This window comes from Runella salmonicolor (assembly GCF_024158025.1).
Lineage (GTDB): Bacteria > Bacteroidota > Bacteroidia > Cytophagales > Spirosomataceae > Runella > Runella salmonicolor.
Window position 1 is genome coordinate 652,949 of the sequence record NZ_JAMZEL010000001.1, and the last position, 23,626, is coordinate 676,574.

Sequence of the window (23,626 nt, forward strand, 5' to 3'; positions counted from 1 at the left end):
AAATTGATTCGTTATTTATTCCCGTAGGCTTTGTCTAAAAATAAATAACGCGCATCGTTTGTGGCTTTTTCGGCTTTGGATTCCGTATCCAAAATCATCACAGGCGGCGTAGCATCCCCCGCTTTGGCAACGGGCCATTCGGGGAGTTTATCGCCGTTGGGGTTGCCGGTTTTAATGAAATTAGCAAAGAAATTGAGCATTGTGTCCGAGACTTTGTAATCATCGGCTGTCCAAGCATAATCTTTCACAAGGTGCAGATTACCCATGCAATACTCAATTTCACAGGCGTGCGGAGCGCCTACGGCCTTGGGTGCTTTGGGCGCGGGGCCATCGGCTCTTACGGTTCCTCCCGCTAGGCCTGAAGTCAATGATTTATCCACCAACTCAGGACGCAGCTTGCTGTATAAATAGCGATATACGGGCTGGGCGCTGTTGTTACGGTGTAAATCAAACCATTTCCAAGTACTATAAGAAATAAAACGGTCGGCGGCCAAAGCCGTGGCAGAGAGTTCAATTTCTTTTTCTGAACCATGCGGATAGAGTTGCAGCACTTCTTCAAAATCGTTGGGGTATTCCTTTTTCACCCGCGCTACGTAGTTTTCCTCTTTATACGGTTGGCCTTGCATGAAAGCCATGCCCGGGATTTCGGCGGAGTTCCAGCCCAACAACAACGGCACCTGCGCTTGCTCTTTGGCCACAAAGATTTGAGGAATCGTTTTGGGAAGGAAATACCCATCAACCACGATAGGGAAGCCAAACATTTTTGATTCATCAAACAGTTCATAAACCTCTCTTGACGACAACGCCCGCAGTTGTTTGATGCTTGCCACACCTGATTTTTTCAAGAAATCCACGCCCATTTTTTCGGCATCGGCCAAAGGTACAGGAGCCATGGTAGGATTAATACCCGCACCGCTTTCGCCGATGGCGCCCGCGATGAGCCCGCGTGACAAGGGCGAAGACATCTGCATACTGACGGCAATTGAGCCCGCCGACTCACCCGCGATGGTTATTTTTTTGGGGTCACCTCCAAAAGCGGCAATGTTTTTCTCCACCCATTTCAGCGCCGCCGACTGGTCCAACATTCCATAGTTGCCCGATGCTTTATAAGGTGCTTCGGCTGAGAGTTCGGGGTGCGCCAAAAATCCAAAAATATTGAGACGGTAATTGCACGTAACGACCACGATTCCTTTCTTGGCCATTGACTCACCGTCGTAGCGGGGCTCGGAGCCGTCGCCCGCGGCATTGCCGCCTCCGTAGTAGTACAATAGCACAGGCAACCCTTTGGTGTTTCGTTTGGCAGGCGTCCAAACATTGAGATAAAGGCAATCTTCACTCAGGCCGTTGGAGCGGGAATTCATATCGCCAAACACAATTTTCTGCATAGGACGTGGGCTAAATTTTTTGGTTTCTTTCACACCCTGCCAATTGTCGGCGGGTTGGGGCGCTTTCCAGCGCAGATTTCCGACGGGTGGCTTGGCAAACGGTACGCCAAAGTAGGTCTGAATGCCCGTTTTGGTATCGTAATTTCCTTCAATGATTCCGTTTTCGATGGTTGTCTGTACCGCAAAAGCGTTATTTCCTTGTGCCAGCACAGCGCCGCTCAACAAGCAAAGCACCCCTAACAAATAGCCTTTTCTTTTCATTTTTTTGGGTTAATTTTATTCATTGTCTCAATTTGTGACAATAATAATTCACTTTTTGAAAATTCCCTATTTATTTTTGAAAAAATTGGTAGATTGCCACAAAAAATTGAACTTAACCATTGGAATTGGTGGACCAAAAAGACTTTTTAACGAATATTGCCTTCGACTCGGTGGTGTTTGGTTTTTCGGGAGGCTCGCTGAAAATCTTAATCATGGAGTACCATAATACTGGATTCTTTGCGTTGCCAGGCGGCTTTGTCCAGCGAAACGAAAACCTGAACGACGCCGTCCGGAGAGGATTGAAAGAGCGCACGGGACTAGACAATATTTATTTGGAGCAATTTTATACGTTTGGAGATACCGCCCGCTATAAACCCGAAATCATGCAAACGATTTTGGAATCTGGCAACTATTCTTTGGAGAAATATGAATGGCTGCTCGACCGGTTCATTTCAGTGGCCTATTATGCCCTAATCAATTATAAAGAGGTAGTTCCCCAACCCGATGCCTTATCGGATTCGTGCGAGTGGTACGACATTGATGCGCTGCCACCGCTCATATTTGACCACGCCGACATCGTAGCCAAAGCCCTGCAAACCCTGCGCGACAACCTAGACCGTAAACTGGTGGGTATGAATTTGTTGCCCGCCCGGTTTACCATGAACGACCTGCAAAAAGTGTACGAAGCCATTTTGGGAGAAAAAATCCGTCGAACTACATTTCAACGAAAAATGCTCAGTCTGGAGATTTTAAAACGCCACGAAAAGCAATATTTGGGCAAGGCCCATAAAGCACCGTATCTGTACAGTTTTGAAGATTAATAACCTCTATCGGCGGTGGTCATGAATCCTGTCAGGATTATCAAACAAATACTGAGCATTTTCATTGTGCCTCATAAAAATACTTTTTATGTTTAGCGGCAAATTTTCAAACACCCTTAATTCCAATAATCATGGCCGAAAAACAGTACAAAATCCTGCTGTCGGAAGATGAAATTCCGAGACATTGGTACAACATTCAGGCAGATATGCCCAACAAACCGCTGCCTCCGCTTCATCCGGGCACGAAGCAACCCGTAGGCCCTGCCGACTTGGCTCCGTTGTTTCCGATGGAACTCATCAAGCAGGAAGTCTCACAGGACCGTTACATTGAAATTCCCGAAGAAGTACGTGAGATTTATAAATTATGGCGGCCTACACCAATGTTTCGGGCGCATCGACTCGAAAAAATGCTGGACACCCCCGCCAAAATTTACTACAAATACGAAGGCGTAAGCCCGTCGGGCAGTCATAAGACCAACACGGCCGTGGCGCAGGCGTACTACAACAAAATGGAAGGCGTCAAGCGTATCACCACCGAAACGGGTGCAGGGCAGTGGGGCACCGCCTTGGCCATTGCGTGTCAGATGTTTGGTATTGAGTGTGAGGTGTTTCAGGTACGTATCAGCTACAACCAAAAACCCTATCGCAAAGCACTCATCGAGTCGTTTGGGGCCAAAATTTATCCTTCTCCTTCCGAGCTAACCGAATCGGGCCGTAAAATTCTGGCCCAGTACCCCGACACGCCCGGCAGTTTGGGCATTGCCATTTCTGAAGCCATCGAATGTGCCGTGCAGGACGAAAACTGCAAATACGCCCTCGGTAGTGTACTAAACCACGTGCTCATGCACCAAACCATCATCGGACAAGAATGCTTGGTACAAATGGAAAAGGCGGGCGATTTTCCTGACATTGTCATTGCGCCTTTGGGTGGCGGCTCCAACTTTGCGGGAATTTCGTTTCCGTTCCTGCACCAAAACATCACGCAGGGCAAAAAAGTACGCGCCATCGCGGTAGAGCCGGCATCGTGCCCTAAATTGACCAAAGGCGAATTCCGCTACGACTTCGGCGACTCGGCTGGTTTTACGCCATTGTTGCCAATGTACACCTTGGGCCACAATTTCCGCCCTGCGGCCATCCACGCGGGTGGTTTGCGCTACCACGGTGCGTCGGTGCTGTGTTCGCAATTGTTGAAAGACGGCCTCATTGAAGCCAACGCCATTCAGCAGTTGGAATGCTTTGAAGCGGGCATTGCTTTTGCTAAAGCCGAAGGCATCATCCCCGCTCCCGAAGCTACGCACGGCATTGCGCAAGTGTTCCGTGAAGCCCAACGTTGCAAAGAAGAGGGTAAATCGGAAACCATATTGTTCAACCTCTGCGGACACGGCTTCCTGGATATGCAGGCCTACATGGATTATTTTGACGGCAAACTCTCCGACCACTTCCTGACCGACGAAGAATTGAAATCCGGGCTAAAAGAGCTGGAAGGCTATCCAAGTATTTAATTTTCAACTTTCTAGCATACCAAAAAGAGAAGGCGCTGCTGCCTTCTCTTTTTTATGGATACTCAAATCTCAACGCTATTTTAAGAGCTATTGCGTTGACCAAGGTGTTGATAATCAACAAATAGAAAAGCCCAGTAAAGAAACGCGAGCAAGCGGCCATTTAGCTTTTGCTTCAAAAATCGGTTTGATACACTACTTTTCCCGTATAAGAGTTGGATACTTTGACCCAATCTATTGAACCTGCGCCTTTGAATAAAAAGCGCAAATCCACCAACTCAGTACTGGGGTCTTTGGTCTTAAAATGGCCTTGATACGCTTCTCTGTCATTGACAAAAACCCAGAATTCAGACCCCAGTGTCTTGATTTTCAAAACATTCCACTCATTGTGATTGATTCCAAACCGGTCTAAGTCTACGTTTTTGCCTGCGTGCGGCGTTTGCCGCCTAAAAACACTTGCCCCCACGGTCAATTGGGCAAAATCGGTACAGCCTTCCTGAACAATCTTCACGGCAAGCGCGTTGAAGTTTTTGTCGAAAGCGTTGATTTCCATATCATAACAACTTTCTCCCCCTTCGTTTTCGGGGTTTTTGAGGCGGGCTTCGATGGTCAGGCTGTCAAAAGAAACCCCAAAATCTTGGGTGAGGGCATGGAGAGCCTGCCGGTAGTCAAATTCACCTTTGATTTCGTTGGGGAAAGCCTGCGGGTCAAAGTGCAGTACCCCGTTGTCGATATAATCTTTGGTGGTACTGATGTTGGTAGCCCAGGCCTTTTCGTAAGCCAGCCCGTAGCCCCAAGAAGACCAAGTAGACGGTTTTGAATACACTACGTGGTGGTGTGTTTTGATGGCTTGCCCGTTTACTTTCAGCACAAGCCGATAAATACCCGGATAAAAATACGTTTGCGCCACGGTATCTATCAATTTCTCAGAATCAGTAAAAAAGGCTTTTACTTTTTGGGCGTTAAAGACTTGCCCTACGCCCAACTCCACTTCTACTTTTTGTACCCTTGGCAGGCTCGACACATCATAAAAAATCCGTGCCGCTTGTGGGTACTGCCCCACCGTTTTGATGACTTTGAACTCCACCTCTTTGAGCTCTTGGGAAGAAAACGGTCGGTTTTGCCACCAATCAAAGCTAAAATAACAAAGAACCGATAAAGCAATCAGCCAAAAAAAACCAAAGACAAATCTGGAAACAGAAGACCTCGGTTTTACTGCCTGAAACGTTGTGTAGGGTTCATCCAAAAGCGGTATTACCTGCATTTTACGAAGGGCAGGCAATAAGGATTCTTCGATGTTGACGTAGTTGATGTGGATGTTTTGGCGGTCGAGGTCGTTGTTTTTTTGCTGAAAATCATCCCAATTGGCATAACCTAGATATACCGCAATGACGTTGCGGGAACGGGTTTGGATACGAACTTCTTTGGTGCCGTATTCAAAAATAAAGCGGCGCAGGAAATCTTTACTGAACAGCTCGTTTTTGGCTTCACCGTTGAGCTGTCGGTGTAATACTACTTCTATATCGACCAGCAGCGCTTCCAAAAACGCATTTTTGCTTTTAAGTGCCTCAAAACTGCTGAATTCATCAAACTCTTTTTGCCATTTGGAAGGCCATTCATCTACAACCTTAAGTAAGAATTGTTCGCGAAGCTCGTGCAAATAAATTTTGTCTTTAAGCAGCATAAACGAATGAGTAGCAGGAAAAAGGCTGATAAATATACCTTTTGCAAAATCTTTTACAAAATTAAATCCTTTGCAAACCTGATTTTGCAAAGGAAATCTTCTGGTTTGGTTTTTACTTCATGGCACAAACCAGTTAAACTTTTATCAAATGAACTCTCTTTTCAACCTCCTTGCTTTTTTCGGTTACAGTTTTAAAGTTTTGGCGATTGTGTTAATTAGTGTTTTTTGTGTTGCAAATGTTGCAGCACAAAGTGTTTCCACCTCACAACTTATTTCATTAGAAGTAATAAACAAACCTGATGTTTTTGTCAGGCACCTCCCCAGTAGCGGGGTTAGAATTGCGAAACTTAGTACAAAAATCGATAAGCAAGATGCCACATTTATACTTGTGAAAGGGGTAGATACTAAGTGTGCGGATTGTATTTCTTTCGAGTCGGTGAATAATCCGGGCAAGTATTTGAGGCATCAGAATTCTCGAATTATGTTGACGACACTTTCCAGTGATTTAGATAAGGCCGATGCCTCTTTTCGGCAAGTTGCTGGTTTAGCAGGCAAGGGCTATTCTTATGAATCGTCTAACTTCCCCAATCACTTTATCCGAACAATGAGTAATGGCCTTCTTTCTATTGCAGCTCGAACAGAAGAGGTAGCCTATAAAAACGACGCTTCGTTTGTCCAAAAAGGAAGTCAAATTGCGGATATTGTCACAGGTAAGCTTTCTGCCGATAATATCCACGTGTTTATGAATCCACTCCCGTTTAACCAAACTCGTGAAGGTTATACCTCCGGTAAACAAGCCGTGAATCTATCGCTTACCGTTACGCCGAATATCCATGTCAGCAATAGCGGTTCGCAAGTCATTGTGGTTGACTTGGATGGTTCTTTACTAAGGGACCAATTAGAGGGGCTGGATGAAAATAATAAAAAAGCAAGAGGCTGGTTTTATGAAAAAGCTACGGTCCGCATTGTCAACTCCTCAAATGTACAATTGGTAAAAGTACCTAAAGTGAGTAACACCGACGAAGGAGTGATGACATCAAGTTTGGAAAATACGTTTAACGTAAATCTTAGTGCCAGTAAAGATGGACCCAGTGGGGGGGTAGATGTGACTAAAACCGAGAATAAGACATTTTCTCGTATCGTGAAAGGTTTTACTTTAGACCCACCCACCATGAATGGCAATGTGGCAACGCACACTATCCGGATGACGGGCTGCTACGATGGTGAAGCAGGTGGTTTAAAACCTTATAACAAATGGGAAGATGCCACCGATAAGGATAAATGGCAGAGTTTCTGGGATGGTTTTATCGGTGCTTTTACATTAGAAAATTATTATGGCTATAATGTGTACGGCTTAACCGACCCCGCCATGGGCAAAGGACTTTATTTGCCGGTTCAAGCTGCCTACCTTGCCCCAAAAAACGCCAATGGGGTAGCGTTTTTTGATATAGAAGTAATCGTTGATTTGAGACACATAAAAAGTGAAGGACACACAAAATATGATAGTAAACTCAAAACCGAGACGAAACAATTCAAATTCTGGAAAACTGTGGCAGTTAATTTAGACATGAATGCCTATGGACAATCAAAATAGCTTGAATATGGCTCTATAGCAAAGTAATTACGAAATCTTTCACAATCCTCCCATGAAAAAAACGACTATTTGCTACCTTCTTATTCTACTTTCAGCCGCTTTTACCGCTATTGGGCAGAGTATTACGGTATCGCCAAGTATTTTGAGTCTTCAAAGTACAGGAGTGGGCGATGTTGGTATCAGTGCCTACCGTGCAAACAATGAAGGATTACCCGTCACGAGCGGAAGAGTTTTGTTCTTTATTAACGCAAGAGGAGAAGCAGGAGCTACGCCAAATATACCCAACGCAAGGATTATTATTGCTGCCGAAGAAAACTTTACCGCAACATCAAGAGCTACTGGCATATCTTTCGATATCACAAAACCTAATACAAACATATTTCAACGAGCCATGAGATTATCCTCCAAAGGCTTTCTTGCCATTGGTAATCTTACGCCCAACGCTCCTTTGCAATTTGAAAATACCATTTCAAACCGTAAAATTGTGATGGTCGAACAAGCCGACAACGACCATGAGTTTACGGGTTTTGGCGTGGGTGGAGGCATTCGTTACCAAATACCCAATACGACCGAAGCTCATATTTTTTATGCAGGTGCAAGTGCCAGTAGCTCCAACGAACTCATGCGGATACAGGGCAATGGCAACGTAGGCATCGGAACGATGAGTCCGACTGATGCAAAATTGCATATTGCATCAGTCGGCAATGCCCTGCACGTAGAAGGTGGTATCAAAGTATCAGGCAGCAGCCCTGCGGCACTTCGGTTAGAGGCAAATGCCAATGTGTTTTCTATGCCTATACCTACCACCTCGGCAAATGCCCAAACCGATTTGATATTTGTTACCCGTGCCACAGGTATTGCTGGAGGAACGAGTACCAGTTATTATGCCAAATGGGACGGAGCCGTTTGGGAAATCAGGCGGGAAGACAATGAGACAATAACGGCTGGTACAAATATTAATGTGTTGGTAATAAAGCAATGAGGTGAGATTGGAAGTTTTATTTTTAAAAAATATGCAAAAAACCACCAAATTGTAGTAAAATCTCACACAAAACCCCATGAAAAAACTATTCCTTTTCCTACTCATCACTTACTCGTGGGCAGCACAGGCACAGATTGTGGCCTTCAACTTTGCTCAGAGAAACACTTTCTATGGCATTGGGGGCTATTCTTTTACGCAACAAACCTTCCTTAATGGCGTGCAAACCAATCCATACGTAGTGTCAGGACCTTCGCCTCAAAATGATTTTACCTACTTGGTATCTGCCACGGGTGGAATAAAAAATATCTTAAACGCTATTTCTACCAATACCACCAATACCTCTATTTCTATAAAGTTTAATGGAAATAATGTAAGGAAATTTTCCTGCCAACCCGTCGCACTTAATGCAGGTGGTATCAATGTTACGCTTGATGACATACAACTAACAGCCACCACAAATTTGGGAAACTCTGCTACACAAACGGGGGGCTTTAATAGTGGTGCTTTTGTAGGGTTTAATGTTACCGGCAACGAAAACGAATACATTGTTTCGATAACCGCTGCTTTTCCAACTACTCCAAGCCCTGCCGCCTTAGTTTCACTTGCGGGAATTATAGCAGGCGACAACACCCCCCAAAACGTAGCCCTCCATTTGGATGGGGTTAATGATTATGTTTCGATACCAAATAATGTTGGCAACTTTGCCGCCAATCAAGAGTTTACCGTAACTTGTTGGGTAAAGCCTGACGCTACGCAAACAGATATTGGGCAGCAAGACAATGACTTTCTTGAAAAATGGGATGGAACCGGTGGCTATCCGTTTGTTATGCGTTATTTGAATCAAACCGCAGGAGCTAACAACGGAAAAGTACAAATTGCCAGATACGATGGCACAAATGGCCCTAATATTATGTCAACTGCCAAAATAAATGATGGCCAATGGCATCATGTAGCCATGACAGTAGCATCCGGTAGTCCTAAAACCATGAGTTTGTATATAGATGGCATTTTGCAAGGTAGTGTAACTGATAACACGAATGCAACTACCACTAACAATTCACCCTTATACATTGGGGTGAGGGGTATTCAGGGGAGGTACTTCAAAGGTGAAATAGACGAAATACGCATTTGGAATGTTGCCAAAACCGCCACACAAATAGCCGACGAACGCTTTTGCAAAACCCCCAATGCTATCAATTTACAAGCTGCCTATAATTTCAGCAATGGCGTACCGCATGGCACAAATACCCTCATTAGCCAAATAAACGAAGCCTCAAACAGTGCCAATAACGGTACATTAAACAACTTTGCTAAAACAGGTGATGCTTCCAATTTTGTAACGGGGCAGGTGAAATATGTGAATAATACACCTAATATTGGGAACAAAAATGGTAGCTCTTGGGCAAATGCCTATGATACCCTACGATCTGCTCTAACAGCTAATACCTGCAACGATCTTTTTGAAATTTATGTAGCCAAAGGTACCTCAGCTTACAAATCTTCTACCACCAACAATAAAAATGATAATTTCAATATCCTATCTGGGATGAAAATTTACGGTGGTTTTGCGGGAACTGAAAAAAGTATCAACGAACGCAATTTGGCATTGATACATAGCACTAATGAAACTACCCTTTCAGGCGATTTAGGAAGCAACGACACCCCTTTTGTTTTTACCTCAAATCGAAATGATAATTCTTATTTCGTTGTAAATATTGGCAAAGACGTTGTTTTTGATGGATTTAAAGTCATTGGGGGGCGTTATGATGGTATATATGGCAACTCCGTAAACTGCAAAATAAGTAATTGCAGAATAATAGATAATGAAGAAGGCTTAAATATTAGAACTTCAAATATAATAGTCGCAAATTGCATAATAACAGGAAACAGTGGCAGTGGAATATATGACGATGAAGGTAGGACTTCAAATTATCAAAATTGCTTGATTGCTAATAATGGGCAACACGGAATTTCTTTTATAAATCTCTATTCGGATTTAAATATTATCAATTGCACTATAGCTTCAAATGGTAGAAATGGAATATCCATTACCCCAAGTACCATCACTAGTACTACCCCTTTTAGTAATACAATTAAAAACACTATCATAAAAGACAATGCTAATGGTGGAATTTCAAATATCATGCAAGCGGCTACAACTAATACTTTCACCAACAGCTTAATACAAGGCGAAACCAGCACTGCCAATGGCAATTTGGTGGGTACTACCAATCCACAGTTTGTAAGTCCGGTAGCAAATACGGTGAAGAGTGATGCTGGAAATTATCGCCTAAAATGGTGCAGCAAAGCCATCGGTGCTGGAGATAATGTAGGCATCAATCCCTTAGATTTAGACCGTAATCCAAGAAATTTCAACGCCACAGCAGACATGGGAGCGTATGAGTTTTTGGGCAATACGCCATCACAGGTCAATAACAGCAGCATCACGGGTACCATAGACTCACCCACCTACGCAGGCGGTGCCATTCAGACTATCACTTCCACCGCCAAAATCTTAGCTCCTGCCGGTGCCATAGATTTCAAAGCGCCCAATTCGATAACACTGAACCCGGGCTTTGAAGCAAGGGGCGTAGGCAAGTATTTTGAGGCAAGGATTGGCCCAAATGTGGCGTGCAGCAATTAAATCCGTCTAAATCCGTCTCATCCGTGTGCTAAAAAATGGAACACGGATGACACGGATTTAGACGGATTTTTAAAAATTTTATTTTTATGCTGAAAGACACCAAACATAACGAACTGACGGAGCAAATTATCAAAGTATTTTATGACGTTTACAATGAATTGGGCTTTGGATTTTTGGAGAAAGTATATCAAAACGCTCTATACTTAGAACTGAAAAACAGAGGTTTCAAAGTGGAAGCCCAGAAACAAATAAAAGTACATTTTAAAGGCTATGAAGTAGGCGAATACTACTCCGACCTGATAGTAAACGACACAATAATTTTAGAGCTAAAAGCCGCCGAAGGTATTGTAGATGCCTTTGAAAATCAATTAGTAAACTACCTAAGAGCCACTAATATTGAAGTAGGACTCCTCCTAAACTTCGGCAAAAAACCAGAACTCCGCCGCAAACTATTCGACAATGACAAAAAAAAACTGAAAAAATCCGTATAAATCCGTGTCATCCGTGTCCCATTTAACGACAATAATGGAACACGGATGACACGGATTCTGACGAAACACGGATATAAAAACGTCCTACTTTTTCAAATTCGCCAAATACTCAATCACATCCCGAATCTCTCTTTTGGAGAGCAGCGAGCCCATCGGCGGCATACCTGACGGCATGTTTTCACGTTTGGTAATGCGCGCAACGGGAATCACCAACGGCTCGGCGTCGGAGGTATTGATGGTTAGCTCCTCGGCGGTTTCTTTGGCCAAGGTACCGTTTACCACCTGCCCATCTTTGAGTGTAAGCGACACCGAACCGTAGCCCGGCGCAATGCGAGCACTTGGCTCCACAAGCGCCTGCAACAGCTGCTCACGGGTAAGCACATCGCCAATGTGGGTCAGCGAGGGGCCTACCGCACCGCCCGTACCACCCACCGCATGGCAGCGCACGCATTGAGCGGTGGAGTTGGTGTTGAAGATGTTACGACCCTGAAAACGATTGCCACCATACATCGTTTCGGCGTATTCATCCAAGGCCGAAGCATTGGGTTTGAGCGACGCCATTTTGGTTTTTAAGGTTGCTACACCTGAGGCATCCACGGCTTCTTTCAATTCCAGAGATAGGTTCGGCGAGAGTTTTTTGGCGGCCAATTGGTCAATCAAATCGCCCAAAATCACCTGCGTTTTGTCGGCTTCCATTTTGCCCAACACTTCCAGCATTTTTTGCTGCTCACGCACCGTGCCTTTGGTAAAAATAGAACTCACGATGGCGGGTAGGCTTTCTTTGGTTACGTTTTTATTGTCCAACAATCCCAACGCCACGGTACGCACGCTTTCGTCTTTGTCGTCCATGCCTTTCTTGATGAGGGCATCCATTTGGGCGTAGCTTAGCTGATTCAGCGCGGGCAAAATCGCGGCTTTCACTTTGGGGTCGGTAGTGGCGTCATAAAGTTCGGCCAATTGCGCGTTGGCGCTCGTAATCTTCAAATCGGCCAGCAAACCTGCCACCGCAATCAGCGATTCGGAATTTTTCTCTTTCAAAAAATTAGCGATATGCGGCGTAACTTTGGTCCGTACGCCAGCGGGGTCGCGTTCGATTTTGCCCCGGTAGCGACCATCCACGCGGTCGAGTACCGACGGATTCGCCCACGTACCCAAAGTGGCTAGGGCTTCCGCTTTTACATCATCTTTGATGTCGGTGCGGGTAGCAAAAGCCACCAACATATCCAATTCTTTGTCGGTACCCACGCGCAAGGCGGCGTTGATGGCGCGGCGCAGAATCACGTCAGACGTAATGCTTTTGTCTTGCAATTTAGCGGCCAGCGTAGGCAGCGCCCCCGGAATCGAGAGGTCGTCGTTGATACCGCGCGCGGCTTCGGCCACGATGTATTCGTCTTTGTCGTTGAGAAACAACGCGATGTTATCATTTTTCATCCGTCGCAGCACCAATACCGCCGCTGTACGCAGGGCTTTGCTTGGGTTGTTGGCCAAGGCGACCATTGGTTCTGCTTTCCCGATTCTCGACAACGCCAACACGCCCGCGTGACGGATATACACGTCTTCGTCGTTGTTGGCCGCAATCATCTCAATCAGGGGCGTTACGGCATCAGCGTAGGCAATTCGCCCCAACGCCTCAGCGGCATAAAAACGAACGCGTGGGCTGGTGTTTTTGAGCAATGGAATCAGCTCAATGCCTGCCGTAGCGATGCGGGCATCGCCGAGCATTTTGGCCGCCTGCGTAATGATTTCGGGGTCTTTGTCTTTCAACAAAGGCAACAATATCGACGCATTGGCTTTGTTGACGCGGGCCAATTGCCCCACGCCCCAAATGCCGTGAATCCGTGCCAATTGACTTTCAGTTTGGTCAATGGCTTTGGTCAACATCGGGACTCCTTTTGCACCCCGATTCACCAATTCAAACTGCGCTTTTTGACGAATCCGCATGTCCACATTCGACAATAGCGAATACAGCATATCCTCACTTTGCGAAGCATAATCCAACTGAATCAGGCGTTTTGTTTCCTGACGCACCGCCGCCAAATCGTTCTTTTCTTTGGTTACGTCGAGTTTCCACACGCGACCGTAATTCTTGGTATCCCAGCCGTTAATCCAGTCGGCTACGTACAAGGCTCCGTCGGGGCCAAATTTAATACCTGTGGGCAGAATACCGCTGACAATGTCTTTCTCACCATCCAATTCAAACGACGCGCCTTTGGGTTTGAGGCCAAACGACCAAATGTGCGAGCGCGTAGGTGTACCCACAAACTCCACCAAGAAAAACTTCTTTTTCCAATCTGAGCCCAAAGCCGTACCCGGATTGTAAACCATGCCCGTGGGGCCGTTGTGGTAGTTCATGATGGGCGGAATGATATACGCCGCCTGTCCGTCCCAGCGGGGCTTAAACAGTTTTTCGTCCATCCACACCTTGTATTTATTGTTTTTGGGATCGGTGTATTTACCATACTGCCAGTTGGAACGCCAGCCCGCATCGGAACCTTCCACGACGTGAACCAACCGCTCACTTTCACCAGGGTGGTCGCCGTCGTTGTCAGAAGAAATCAGGTTTCCGTATTCGTCAAACACAAACTCGTGGGTGTTGCGCAGGCCGTGGGCAAAAATCTCAAAATCGCTGCCATCGGGGTTGGAGCGCGCAATGATACCCGAGTTGGGATGCTCGTGTTTCTTTCCGTCGGGAGCGGTGATGTTGGCTCCGATGTCGCCGATGTTCCAATAAATACGACCGTCGGGCCCTTCAATAACGCCCGACATCCCGTGGCCACCAAAACCGATGTGGACCCCGTAGCCGTGGCTAATCGAAGTTTTTTTGTCAATGATACCATCGCCATTGCGGTCTTCGAGCCGCCACAAATCGGGGGCTATCCCTACAAACATATCCTTGGCTCGCACCAACATTCCACCCGCTACGTCGGTAACTTCCTCGTAAAAGTCTTCCAAAATACGGAGCGAAACATCCGCGATTCCGTCGTTGTTGGTATCTTCCAAGCGCCAGATTTCGTCTTTTTCCACCGCCAAATCTCGCCAATCGTGCGAGCCATCTCCGTTAAGGTCGGCCAGCCACGAATTTTCGGCGGAGCGCTCAGGAGCGAAGGTCTTCCGCAAAAACGCCCGACGGTCTTCCACCGTTTGCAGACCGATAGATTCGGTCATCCAGTCGCGGTGCCCACGAATATCAAACTCGGAATTTTTTTGGCGATTGGTACGGTTGAGGTACACTCGCCCTTTATCGTCGATAGACATCGCCACGGGGTCAGGGGCGAGCGAATCAGACGCCCAAAGGCTCATTTGTAGCCCGTCGGCCAGTTTTATGGCCGTTTTCTCGCGAATTTCCCGGGCGTTGGCCAACGCCTTTGCAGGGTCTTCCTTGATCATCACAGGTTGGCTACTGCGCGGCATTTTCATACACGAAACCACCAGAAAGGCGACTCCGAGCGATGCCGAGAGTTGAATCTTGGCCTGTTTATTTAAATGCATGGGTTATTGAACGTTATATGTTAGAGAGAATCAAAAATAAACAGTTGTAGATTAAGTAAAACGGCTAATTACGGGTTTTTACTTATGGCGGACTCTTTTTTTAGATTAACCCCCAGAGGAATCACACCACAAGGGCATTTTTGCAGACTTTTCAAATTTTTGAAAAGGGGACGCCTAGTCGGGGACGCCCAGTCGGGGACGCCCAGTCGGGGATAGTCAACTCATTATTTCCCGCCAAATTCAAGTATCAGGGTCTCACCTTTGCCTTCTTTACATTGAATGAATGCATTAGATTATTCACAAACCTCTATCCCAACATGAAAAAACTTGTTATCCTCACGATTGTTTTATTTAGCCAATGGGGGCTGATGCAAGGCTACGCCCAAGTCACCCAACGCAACATTCTTGGGAATAAATACTCCTTGGAAGTGGTCAAACAATCCCTGATTCCGCAAAATCAATTCAAGCCTTATCCCAAAACCGTTAGCGAGTGGAAAGCCGCCCTCCCCGACTCCGTCATTGTGCGCACCCTCAAGGCAGGAGAAGCCTTGTTGGATTATAAATTTGAGCCCATCTCGGCCACGCTTTCACTCGATTTTGTGCGCTCTGGCGACCGCGAGCGTCACAGTAAAATCTCTTTTAGCAAACGTAACGCTTTGATTGACTTGGTGTTGGCCGAAAGCATTGAAGACAAGGGTCGCTTTACAGAAGCCATTCTCAACGGTGTTTGGTCTATCTGTGAAGAAAGCTTTTGGGGTGTTCCCGCTCACATTAGCGGTACAGGGTTGCCCAATGTAGAAGATAACATCGTCGATCTTTTTGCCGCCGAAACCGCGTCCGTTTTGGCATTGACCGACTATTTTGTGGGTGACAAACTGGATAAAATCAACAAGCTCATCCGTAAGCGCATTTACCACGAAACCAACCAACGGCTCTTTATTCCGATGCTCAAAAACCCCGACCGTTATGGCTGGATGAGCAAAAAAAATGCGGTCAACAACTGGAATCCGTGGATTATGTCCAACTGGATGACGGCCACGCTGCTGCTCGAAAAAGACGAAGCCCGTCGGGCAGAATCGCTGCATAGCACCATGCTGGGATTGGATTTGTACCTAAACGGACTGGGCGAAGACGGCGGCTGCGACGAAGGGCCGAGTTATTGGTTTGCGGCGGGGGCTTGCGTGTTTGACTGCCTAGAATTGCTCGACGAAGCCACAAAAAACAAAGTGGCGATTTACAATGAACCGTTGATTCAGAAAATGGCTTCGTACGTGTACAAAACCCATATTTCCAACGATTACTTCGTCAACTTCGCCGACGCAGACCCCAAACTCAAACCCGACGGCGTTATGCTGTACCGTTTTGGGCAAAAAATCAACGACCCGCAATTGAAGCAGTTTGGCAAATGGGCAGTAGAGAAATACCCAACGGCCATTTCCAACAACGGCTTTCACCGGATGCGCAAGATTCAGAACCTACTGACTTTCAAGAACATTGAGCCCGCCAAAAACAGCTACGAACCCGTAAGAAACGCGTGGTTTAATGACATTCAAGTGCTGACTACCCGCGCCGACAACGGTTTTTATATGGCAACCCACGGCGGCCATAATGCCGAAAGCCACAACCACAACGACGTGGGCGATTTTCTACTTTACGCCAACGGTGAACCCGTCATCATTGACGCAGGGCGCGGAAATTACACGGCACGCACGTTTTCATCTAAGCGCTACGAACTGTGGTTTACGCAATCGCAATACCATAACCTACCCATCATCAACGGCTTAGGACAAATCGCGGGCCGCAGCTACGAAGCCACCAACGTAAAAAGCACCGTCAACGACAAAGAATCATCGTTGAGTATGAACATTGCGCCGAGCTACGACAAAGCCGCTGGCATTGCGGCTTGGAACCGTACCGTCAAGTTGAACCGCGCCAAAAACACCGTAGAAATCAACGACGATTACGCGCTCAATCAAAAGCCCAATTCGTTGCAGCAAATCTTTATGACCGTTTGCGACATCGACATCACCTCGCCTGGGAAAGTCGTATTCAAGACGTGGAAAAACCAAACCGTTACGCTGCAATATGACCCCAAACTTTGGAGCATTTCTACCGACTTACCTTCTACCGACGGCATGGAATACGTGAGTTTTAAAACCAAATGGGACAATCACCCCGTGCAGCGTATCATACTGACCAACAAATCATTGGCGCCAAAAGGAAAGTACGGATTTACGATAGGAATGAATTAAGAAGCGATTGTTGAAGCGCGAAACGTACACTTATTTTACGGAAACACCCCTGTTGATTGGCTACCAACAGGGGTGTTTCCGCAAATGGGCGTTTTAAATCGTGCTTATTAACCTAAAAGCCTACTTTTAATCAAATCTTTCAGGGAAGCTATTGAGTTTTACCTTTGATTTATTATTACATTTAAGTCATCGCAAAAACGTTACTTTCAGACAAGTGAAAATGAACAACTCTATTCTGTACATTATGCTTGCCATTACGGCGGGCGTGTTGATTCCTTTCCAAAGTGCCATGAATTCGGCCTTGGGCAAAGGGCTTCAAAACCCTTATTTTTCAGCGCTTACCATCTTTATCGTAGCCGTCATTGGGCTATCTGCCTATATAGTGTTATCGCGTCAAACCGTTCCCAACATGACGCATTTTGCCGCCCCTCCCAAGTGGAGCTATATCGGTGGCCTTTTGGGCGGCACCTACGTCTTGCTCGTTGTTTGGCTTGCACCGAAGCTAGGCATCGGAAACGTAACCGTTCTGGTATTGATGGGGCAGGTAATCGCCGCCATGGTAATTGACCAATTTGGGCTACTCGGCGCCCCGCTCCACCCCATCACTTGGCAACGATTGATAGGCGTAGTGCTTTTGTGTACGGGAGTGTATGTGATTCGGAAATTTTAGAGACTGTTTTTTTAGAATTATGTTACTTGGATTCCAGTTTCAAACAATCCCCCGTCACACGTATTCTATTGACAAATACAGCATTGACTCAAAGGCAAAAGCATAAATTAGTCGATGCGTTCAAATGTGGATTTTTCTTGACAAGTTGACAAGAAAAATCTACATTTGAATAAAAATAGGTAAAATGAAAATAATGACTGTTGGAGACTTAAAAACGCGATTCTCTGAGGTACTCCAGGAAGTGCAGGCCGGAGAAGAGATTGCCGTTGCTTTTGGAAAAAAAAAGGAAATTATTGCTTATCTCGTTCCAAAATCAGCGCGTAAGCCTGCAAAACGTACTTTAGGAATTTTGGCTAACCAAGGAAAAGTCACCTTTCAGGAGGATTTCAGCATAACCGAAGAAGAGTTTTTGGGCGTATGAGTTATCTACTTGATACCCATACGCTTATTTGGGCAATAACAGAGCCACAGAAGTTGTCTGCTACCGCAAAAAAAGTGCTTATTAATTCTGAGAATGAAATTTTGGTAAGCGCTGTTAGTTTTTGGGAAATCTCATTAAAGTATTCCATTGGCAAATTAACATTGGAAGGCTATATGCCTGAAGATTTTCCGACAGCTGCCATAGCTACGGGATTTAAGGTCATTCCTTTAACCGCGGAAACCACCAGCACTTATCATCGTCTCAAAGCATCTTACCATCGTGATCCTTTTGATAAGATGCTTATTTGGCAAGCCATTCAACATAACTTCACTCTCATAAGCTGTGATGAAAATGTACACAAATATGAGAGTGAAGGGTTAAAAGTTATCTGGTAAAACCGCCTTAAATCACCTCCCGTAAGGCCTCTTCGTTGGCCTCAATCAGCTGCTGAATGTGCGCATCTTCCAAGGCATACGAGAAAAACAGGCTTTCAAACTGCGACGGTGCCAAATAAATACCCCGCTTAAGCATGGCTTGGAAATAGCGACCGAACATCGGCAAATCCGACGCTTTGGCAGAGGTAAAATCCGTGACGGGCTGGTCGGTCATAAACAGCGTAAACATCGACCCGATGTGATTGATGGTGAAGTTCAGCCCTAGTTTTTGAAGGGATGCTTTAAACCCAGCGGTAATGGTGTTTCCAACTTCATCGAGGCGCGTATATACTTCGGGGTGCGCTTCCAAATAACGCAGCATCGCCAATCCCGCCGACATTGCAATCGGGTTCCCAGAAAGCGTACCTGCCTGATACACAGGCCCTGCGGGCGAAACACAATCCATGATTTCGCGCTTACCACCGTAGGCCCCCACGGGCATTCCTCCGCCGATGATTTTACCCATCGTAGTCATGTCGGGCACAATGCCGAAGCGCTCCTGCGCGCCGCCTTTGGCCAACCGAAAACCCGTCATCACCTCGTCAAAAATCAGCACGATTCCTTCTTTGGTACACAACGAACGAATGGCCTCTAAATAACCTGCATTGGGCAACACACAACCCATATTTCCGACAACCGGCTCCAAAATCAAAGCGGCAATTTGACCTTTGTTGGCATCAATGAGTTGCTCTAACGCGGGCAAATCATTAAACGGAGCCGTCAAGGTATCGTTGGCTACGCCTTTGGTCACGCCCGGACTATCGGGAACGCCCATCGTCACCGCACCACTGCCCGCCGAAATCAAAAAGCTATCGCCATGACCGTGGTAACACCCTTCAAATTTAATGATTTTGTCACGCCCCGTGTAGCCACGCGCCACCCGAATCGCCGACATGGTGGCTTCGGTCCCAGAATTGACCATCCGGACTTTTTCAACCGACGGCACCATCCCTACAATCAGTTCGGCCATTTCAACTTCTTTGCGCGTAGGCGCACCAAAAGAAAAGGAGTTCTGAATGGCGTCCGAAACCGCCTTTTCAATCAGCTCGTGGGCATGACCCAAAATCATGGGTCCCCATGAATTGATGAATTCTAAATATTGATTTCCGTCTTCGTCGTAGATGTAGGGACCTTTGGCCCACTTGATGAAAACCGGCGAGCCACCCACGGCCCTAAAAGCTCTCACGGGGGAGTTTACACCTCCCGGAATATATTGTTTTGCTTTTTCAAAAAGGTCCTGACTTTGTGTACGTTGCATTCGTTTTTGTTACTTAATTAGATGTAGATGATATAAATTTATTATTGCCCGTTGGCCAACACCCACCGCATATCGTCCATTTTCACAATAGGCACAACTTGGTTGTCGTTTGAACTCTTATAATTAAATCCTGAAAGCAGATAATCGTCCTCAAAAACCCGCGTATCCAGTCCGCTGCGCAGTTGATTGCGGTACTTATGCAACAAACGGCCAAAAAACAAAAGGGCATCGTACCCCTGCATGGCATATATCGACGGAATCGTATTTCGCTTGGCTAGATAGTTTGTCTGAAAATCTCTTACCTGCGCCTTAGAGGTATCAATAAACTCAGTATCAATTATATAAACTTCTCGTCCTGCTAAGGTAGAAGAAACAACGTTTTGCATGTTAAACGCCAATGAACTCGCCAAAATCGGGACGTTGATTCGCCGTTTGTTCAGCATATTAATCACCTTGTTTCCATCCGTTTCAGTACTACTAAAAACCACCACGTGGCCCGGTTTGTTTACTTCCGTAATCGTAGCACTTGAGTCGAGTTTCTCGCGCGTTTTGCGAAAATCAATGGTTTGGTAGCCCGCTTCCGTGGCCTTGGCCTTATAGGAAGCCGCGAGGGTAGAATCGCGCCGGGATGCTCCGTAATAAATGGCCAGTTTGCGGTTGGTCGAAGGCTGCGAGCGCATAAAATCAAAACTTTGTTGCGCCTGGCGTTCAAAGGAGGGCTGCAACAATAACGTATTGGCATGATTCACCAAAATATCAGTCGCTAGGCTCGTTGGATGCACATAAAATATGTTGTTGCTTTCGGCATAGTCTGCGGCCAGCTTGGCAGGCTCATTGTAAACTGGTCCAATCAACAAGTCGGTTTGCGCAAAATTGGCATTGTTGACCACATTGACCATCTCTTCGGGGTCGTTGCTGACATCGTACGTAAATAGATTGACCAAAATGCCCTCCTGCTGTAATTTGGCCTTAGCCAGCTTCATCCCTTCATACATATCATACGCAAATTGATTACTACGTACCCGCTGGTTGGGACTGAATTCTTTAAGCCGAAACGGCAGCGCCACGGCCACGTTATAATAGCCTTTCTGAAGGTTGTTATTACTTTGACGGACGGGAGTAACTGGCGAAGAGGGCTTGGAAGAGACAACCCCAAAGCGGTTGGTCAATTGGTCCGACAGCTCTAAATCCGATTTTTCATTGGACGTTCGCTGAATCATATCAATCAGCGCCAACGCTACCGTCTTATCGGCAGGATGTTGGCGGTTCAGGCTCTTGAGGTAGGCAATGTCCTGTAGTTTATTAACGTAAAAACGCTTTAGATTTTCAGCCTCTTTTTTGACGGAAGGGGTTGAAATTTCCGCTAGGTAGTCCAATGCCTCTCCAAACTGTTTTTCCTGAAAAGACACATCGGCCAGCACGTAGCGTACATCGTCCATTTTTTTCCAATCAGGAAAACGCTCCCGCAGTTGCATCAGCATCTGGCGGCTTTCCGACAAACGATTGGTTTTGAGGGCCGCCAACGACCAATAATAATGCGCAAAAGGCGCCAAGCCGTGGGTATATTTACGGGCCGTCAATGGGGTAAGTGCGCTCATGGCGGAGGCAAAATCGCCCGATTTGTATAACGCCACGCCGCGCTTGTATTCGCGCTCGTAGGTGGCGTCAACACCCTGGGCATACATAAAAAAAGGAAAGAGGTAAATCAGCAAAAAGGATTTTCTCATTAGAAAAACATTAGTGGGTAAAACCGGAAGTCAAAGTTAAAAACAATTTTAACGTGTCTACTGCTGGGACGGCAAGTAGCTGTAAAAATAATGAAGAGGATGTAAAACAAAAAAGCCATCACGCTATATGCGAATGGCTTTTCTCACACTTAACCTATGATGAAAAGTTCTGAAGTATCTTCGGAACTTCAAACGTAACGTGAATATACGTTAATTTGTTTTATTTCTACAAACTTTTTTCAAAAAAATATCAAATTCCCCTATTTCAGGTGAAGTTCTTCGCCGATATTTTTCACTTTTTGTTTCAATGATTCGTACACCGCATCAAAATCTTCGTTGCGTTCTAGCTTGGCAACTACGCCCACGTAAAACTTGATTTTGGGTTCAGTACCCGAAGGACGGCACGTAAATTTGGTACCATCAGCCGTAAAGAATTGCAGTACATTTGAAGACTCAATCCCCATACTTCCCGACGGGATGTCGACCGTGGTACCGTTTTCGGTACGTTTCAAAAACTTATAATCATCAATCCGAACAACGGGGGAACCCGCAATCGACTGCGGCGGGTTAGCCCGAAAATCGGCCATCATTTGCTGGATTTCTTCGGCGCCTGTTTTGCCTTTTTTCGTCAATGAAATCAGGCCTTCATAATAAAAACCAAACTGCTTATAGACCTCCATCAACAAATCAAAAAGGCTCAGTCCTTTGTCTTTGGCGTAGGCCGTCAACTCGGCAATCATGGCGCAACTTGCAATGGCATCTTTGTCGCGAACGGCATCGCCGATGAGGTACCCGTAGCTTTCTTCACCGCCACCGATAAACTGCTGCTGCCCTTCCAACTCTCTGATTACCTGCGCAATATACTTAAATCCAGTCAGGGTATTGTAGCAGTTGACATCGTATCCCGCCGCCATTTTATCGATGAGGTCGGTCGTTACGATGGTTTTACAAACAAACTCTTTGCCCGTCAACTTACCCGCTTCTTTCCATGCTTGCAAGAGGTAATAGATAAGCAAAGTAGCCGTTTGGTTTCCGTTCAACAATTGGATTTCTCCGTGGTGGTTCTTGACGGCAATACCTACGCGGTCGGCATCGGGGTCGGTGCCCATTACGAGGTCAGCGTCGATTTCTTTGGCGCGATTTACGGCCATCGACATCGCTTCTGCTTCTTCAGGATTGGGGTACACCACCGTTGGGAAGTATCCATTTCCCTGCGGTTCGGCCTGCTCGGCAATAACGGTCACGTTTTCAAAACCCATTTTGGCGAGCAGCTGCGGCACCAGCGTCACACCCGTTCCGTGAATCGGCGTAAAGACAATCTTGAGGTCTTTTTGACGCTTGATGGCTTCTTTTGAAATCGAAAGTGAAAGGATTTGAGCAATGTATTTTTCATCCACTTCTTCGCCAATGAGATGAATCTTGGAAGCATCTCCCCCAAATTTAATATCATCAATGGACTGAATAGCGTTTACTTCATCAATGATATTTTTATCGTGCGGTGCCACCACCTGAGAGCCATCGTCCCAGTAAGCTTTGTAGCCGTTGTATTCTTTAGGATTGTGAGAAGCCGTAATCACCACTCCACTTTTACAGCCCAGCAGACGTGCCGCAAAACTCAATTCTGGCGTGGGGCGCAGTCCTTTGAAAAGATAAACATCGATGCCATTGGACGAAAAAACATTGGCCGTTACCTGCGCAAATACATCCGATTTGATGCGGCAATCGTGGGCAATGGCTACGCTGATTTTTTGTCCCGCAAAGGTTTTATTCAAATAATTGGCTAATCCCTGCGTTGCTGCTCCTACGGTGTATTGATTCATGCGGTTGGAGCCAATGCCAATCAATCCGCGCAGACCGCCCGTGCCAAACTCCAAGTCTTTATAAAATGAGTCAGTAAGTTCAGTAAAATTTTGTTTATCAACCAGTTGCTGAATATCAGCCTTGGTATCGGCATCATAATTACCGCTAAGCCATAGGTCTACTTTGGTTTGTACAGCAGCTTCGAGCATAATGT

16 protein-coding genes are annotated in these 23,626 nt (G+C 46.1%); 10 read left to right on the forward strand and 6 right to left on the reverse strand.

From position 1 onward, the window contains the following. Positions 1-11 precede the first annotated feature (11 nt). Positions 12-1,646 carry a carboxylesterase/lipase family protein gene (locus tag NCI00_RS02770; protein WP_253524793.1) on the reverse strand — a complete coding sequence of 545 codons (1,635 nt, stop codon included), beginning with the start codon at positions 1,644-1,646 and terminating at the stop codon, positions 12-14. Positions 1,647-1,774: 128 nt separating this feature from the next. Here NCI00_RS02770 and NCI00_RS02775 point away from each other — a divergent pair, with 128 nt between their 5' ends. Together NCI00_RS02775 and NCI00_RS02780 are read left to right on the forward strand one after the other, a co-directional pair. Continuing rightward, a complete protein-coding gene (locus tag NCI00_RS02775) occupies positions 1,775-2,467 on the forward strand; it encodes an NUDIX hydrolase (RefSeq protein WP_253524795.1) in 693 nt (230 codons plus the stop codon). 131 nt (positions 2,468-2,598) lie between these two features. Beyond that, entirely contained in the window at positions 2,599-3,969 is a 1,371-nt protein-coding gene (locus NCI00_RS02780) for a TrpB-like pyridoxal phosphate-dependent enzyme (protein WP_166559679.1), read from the forward strand. 172 nt (positions 3,970-4,141) lie between these two features. On the opposite strand, the gene NCI00_RS02785 is transcribed toward NCI00_RS02780, so the two are convergent. Beyond that, positions 4,142-5,740 (reverse strand): hypothetical protein, encoded by a 1,599-nt coding sequence (locus NCI00_RS02785; RefSeq protein WP_253524797.1) that lies wholly within the window; start codon positions 5,738-5,740, stop codon positions 4,142-4,144. A gap of 58 nt (positions 5,741-5,798) precedes the next feature. Here NCI00_RS02785 and NCI00_RS02790 point away from each other — a divergent pair, with 58 nt between their 5' ends. The 4 genes from NCI00_RS02790 to NCI00_RS02805 all read left to right on the forward strand — a co-directional run bounded on the left by NCI00_RS02790 (position 5,799) and on the right by NCI00_RS02805 (position 11,361). Further along, the gene (locus NCI00_RS02790) at positions 5,799-7,244 is read left to right on the forward strand and encodes an AbfB domain-containing protein (RefSeq protein WP_253524800.1); all 1,446 of its coding nucleotides are present in this window, start codon (positions 5,799-5,801) and stop codon (positions 7,242-7,244) included. A 52-nt stretch (positions 7,245-7,296) separates the two neighbouring features. After that, positions 7,297-8,226 (forward strand): hypothetical protein, encoded by a 930-nt coding sequence (locus NCI00_RS02795; RefSeq protein WP_253524802.1) that lies wholly within the window; start codon positions 7,297-7,299, stop codon positions 8,224-8,226. A 76-nt stretch (positions 8,227-8,302) separates the two neighbouring features. Further along, a complete protein-coding gene (locus tag NCI00_RS02800) occupies positions 8,303-10,870 on the forward strand; it encodes a LamG-like jellyroll fold domain-containing protein (protein WP_253524804.1) in 2,568 nt (855 codons plus the stop codon). Positions 10,871-10,956: 86 nt separating this feature from the next. Next, on the forward strand, positions 10,957-11,361 hold the full coding sequence (locus NCI00_RS02805; protein ID WP_253524807.1) for a GxxExxY protein: 405 nt from the start codon (positions 10,957-10,959) through the stop codon (positions 11,359-11,361). An 84-nt stretch (positions 11,362-11,445) separates the two neighbouring features. Here NCI00_RS02805 and NCI00_RS02810 read toward each other — a convergent pair whose 3' ends face one another. Further along, a complete protein-coding gene (locus tag NCI00_RS02810; RefSeq protein WP_253524809.1) occupies positions 11,446-14,850 on the reverse strand; it encodes a DUF7133 domain-containing protein in 3,405 nt (1,134 codons plus the stop codon). Between the two features lie 317 nt (positions 14,851-15,167). On the opposite strand from NCI00_RS02810, the gene NCI00_RS02815 reads away from it, so the two are divergent. The 4 genes from NCI00_RS02815 to NCI00_RS02830 all read left to right on the forward strand — a co-directional run bounded on the left by NCI00_RS02815 (position 15,168) and on the right by NCI00_RS02830 (position 18,588). Next, entirely contained in the window at positions 15,168-17,102 is a 1,935-nt protein-coding gene (locus NCI00_RS02815) for a heparinase II/III domain-containing protein (protein WP_253524811.1), read from the forward strand. 220 nt (positions 17,103-17,322) lie between these two features. Beyond that, on the forward strand, positions 17,323-17,772 hold the full coding sequence (locus tag NCI00_RS02820; protein ID WP_114069148.1) for a DMT family transporter: 450 nt from the start codon (positions 17,323-17,325) through the stop codon (positions 17,770-17,772). Between the two features lie 184 nt (positions 17,773-17,956). Beyond that, a complete protein-coding gene (locus NCI00_RS02825; protein WP_253524813.1) occupies positions 17,957-18,193 on the forward strand; it encodes a type II toxin-antitoxin system Phd/YefM family antitoxin in 237 nt (78 codons plus the stop codon). After that, positions 18,190-18,588 carry a type II toxin-antitoxin system VapC family toxin gene (locus tag NCI00_RS02830; protein ID WP_253524814.1) on the forward strand — a complete coding sequence of 133 codons (399 nt, stop codon included), beginning with the start codon at positions 18,190-18,192 and terminating at the stop codon, positions 18,586-18,588. Before NCI00_RS02825 ends, NCI00_RS02830 begins: the two co-directional genes overlap by 4 nt. Positions 18,589-18,595: 7 nt before the next feature. Here NCI00_RS02830 and hemL read toward each other — a convergent pair whose 3' ends face one another. The 3 genes from hemL to NCI00_RS02845 form a co-directional block, all read right to left on the reverse strand. After that, on the reverse strand, positions 18,596-19,885 hold the full coding sequence (gene hemL, locus NCI00_RS02835) for a glutamate-1-semialdehyde 2,1-aminomutase (protein ID WP_253524817.1): 1,290 nt from the start codon (positions 19,883-19,885) through the stop codon (positions 18,596-18,598). 41 nt (positions 19,886-19,926) lie between these two features. Next, positions 19,927-21,612, reverse strand: coding sequence for an ABC transporter substrate-binding protein (locus NCI00_RS02840; protein ID WP_253524820.1), 1,686 nt, complete (start codon positions 21,610-21,612; stop codon positions 19,927-19,929). A 260-nt stretch (positions 21,613-21,872) separates the two neighbouring features. Further along, positions 21,873-23,621, reverse strand: a complete 1,749-nt coding sequence (locus NCI00_RS02845; protein WP_114069143.1) for a phospho-sugar mutase — start codon at positions 23,619-23,621, stop codon at positions 21,873-21,875. Between the last annotated feature and the right edge of the window lie 5 nt (positions 23,622-23,626).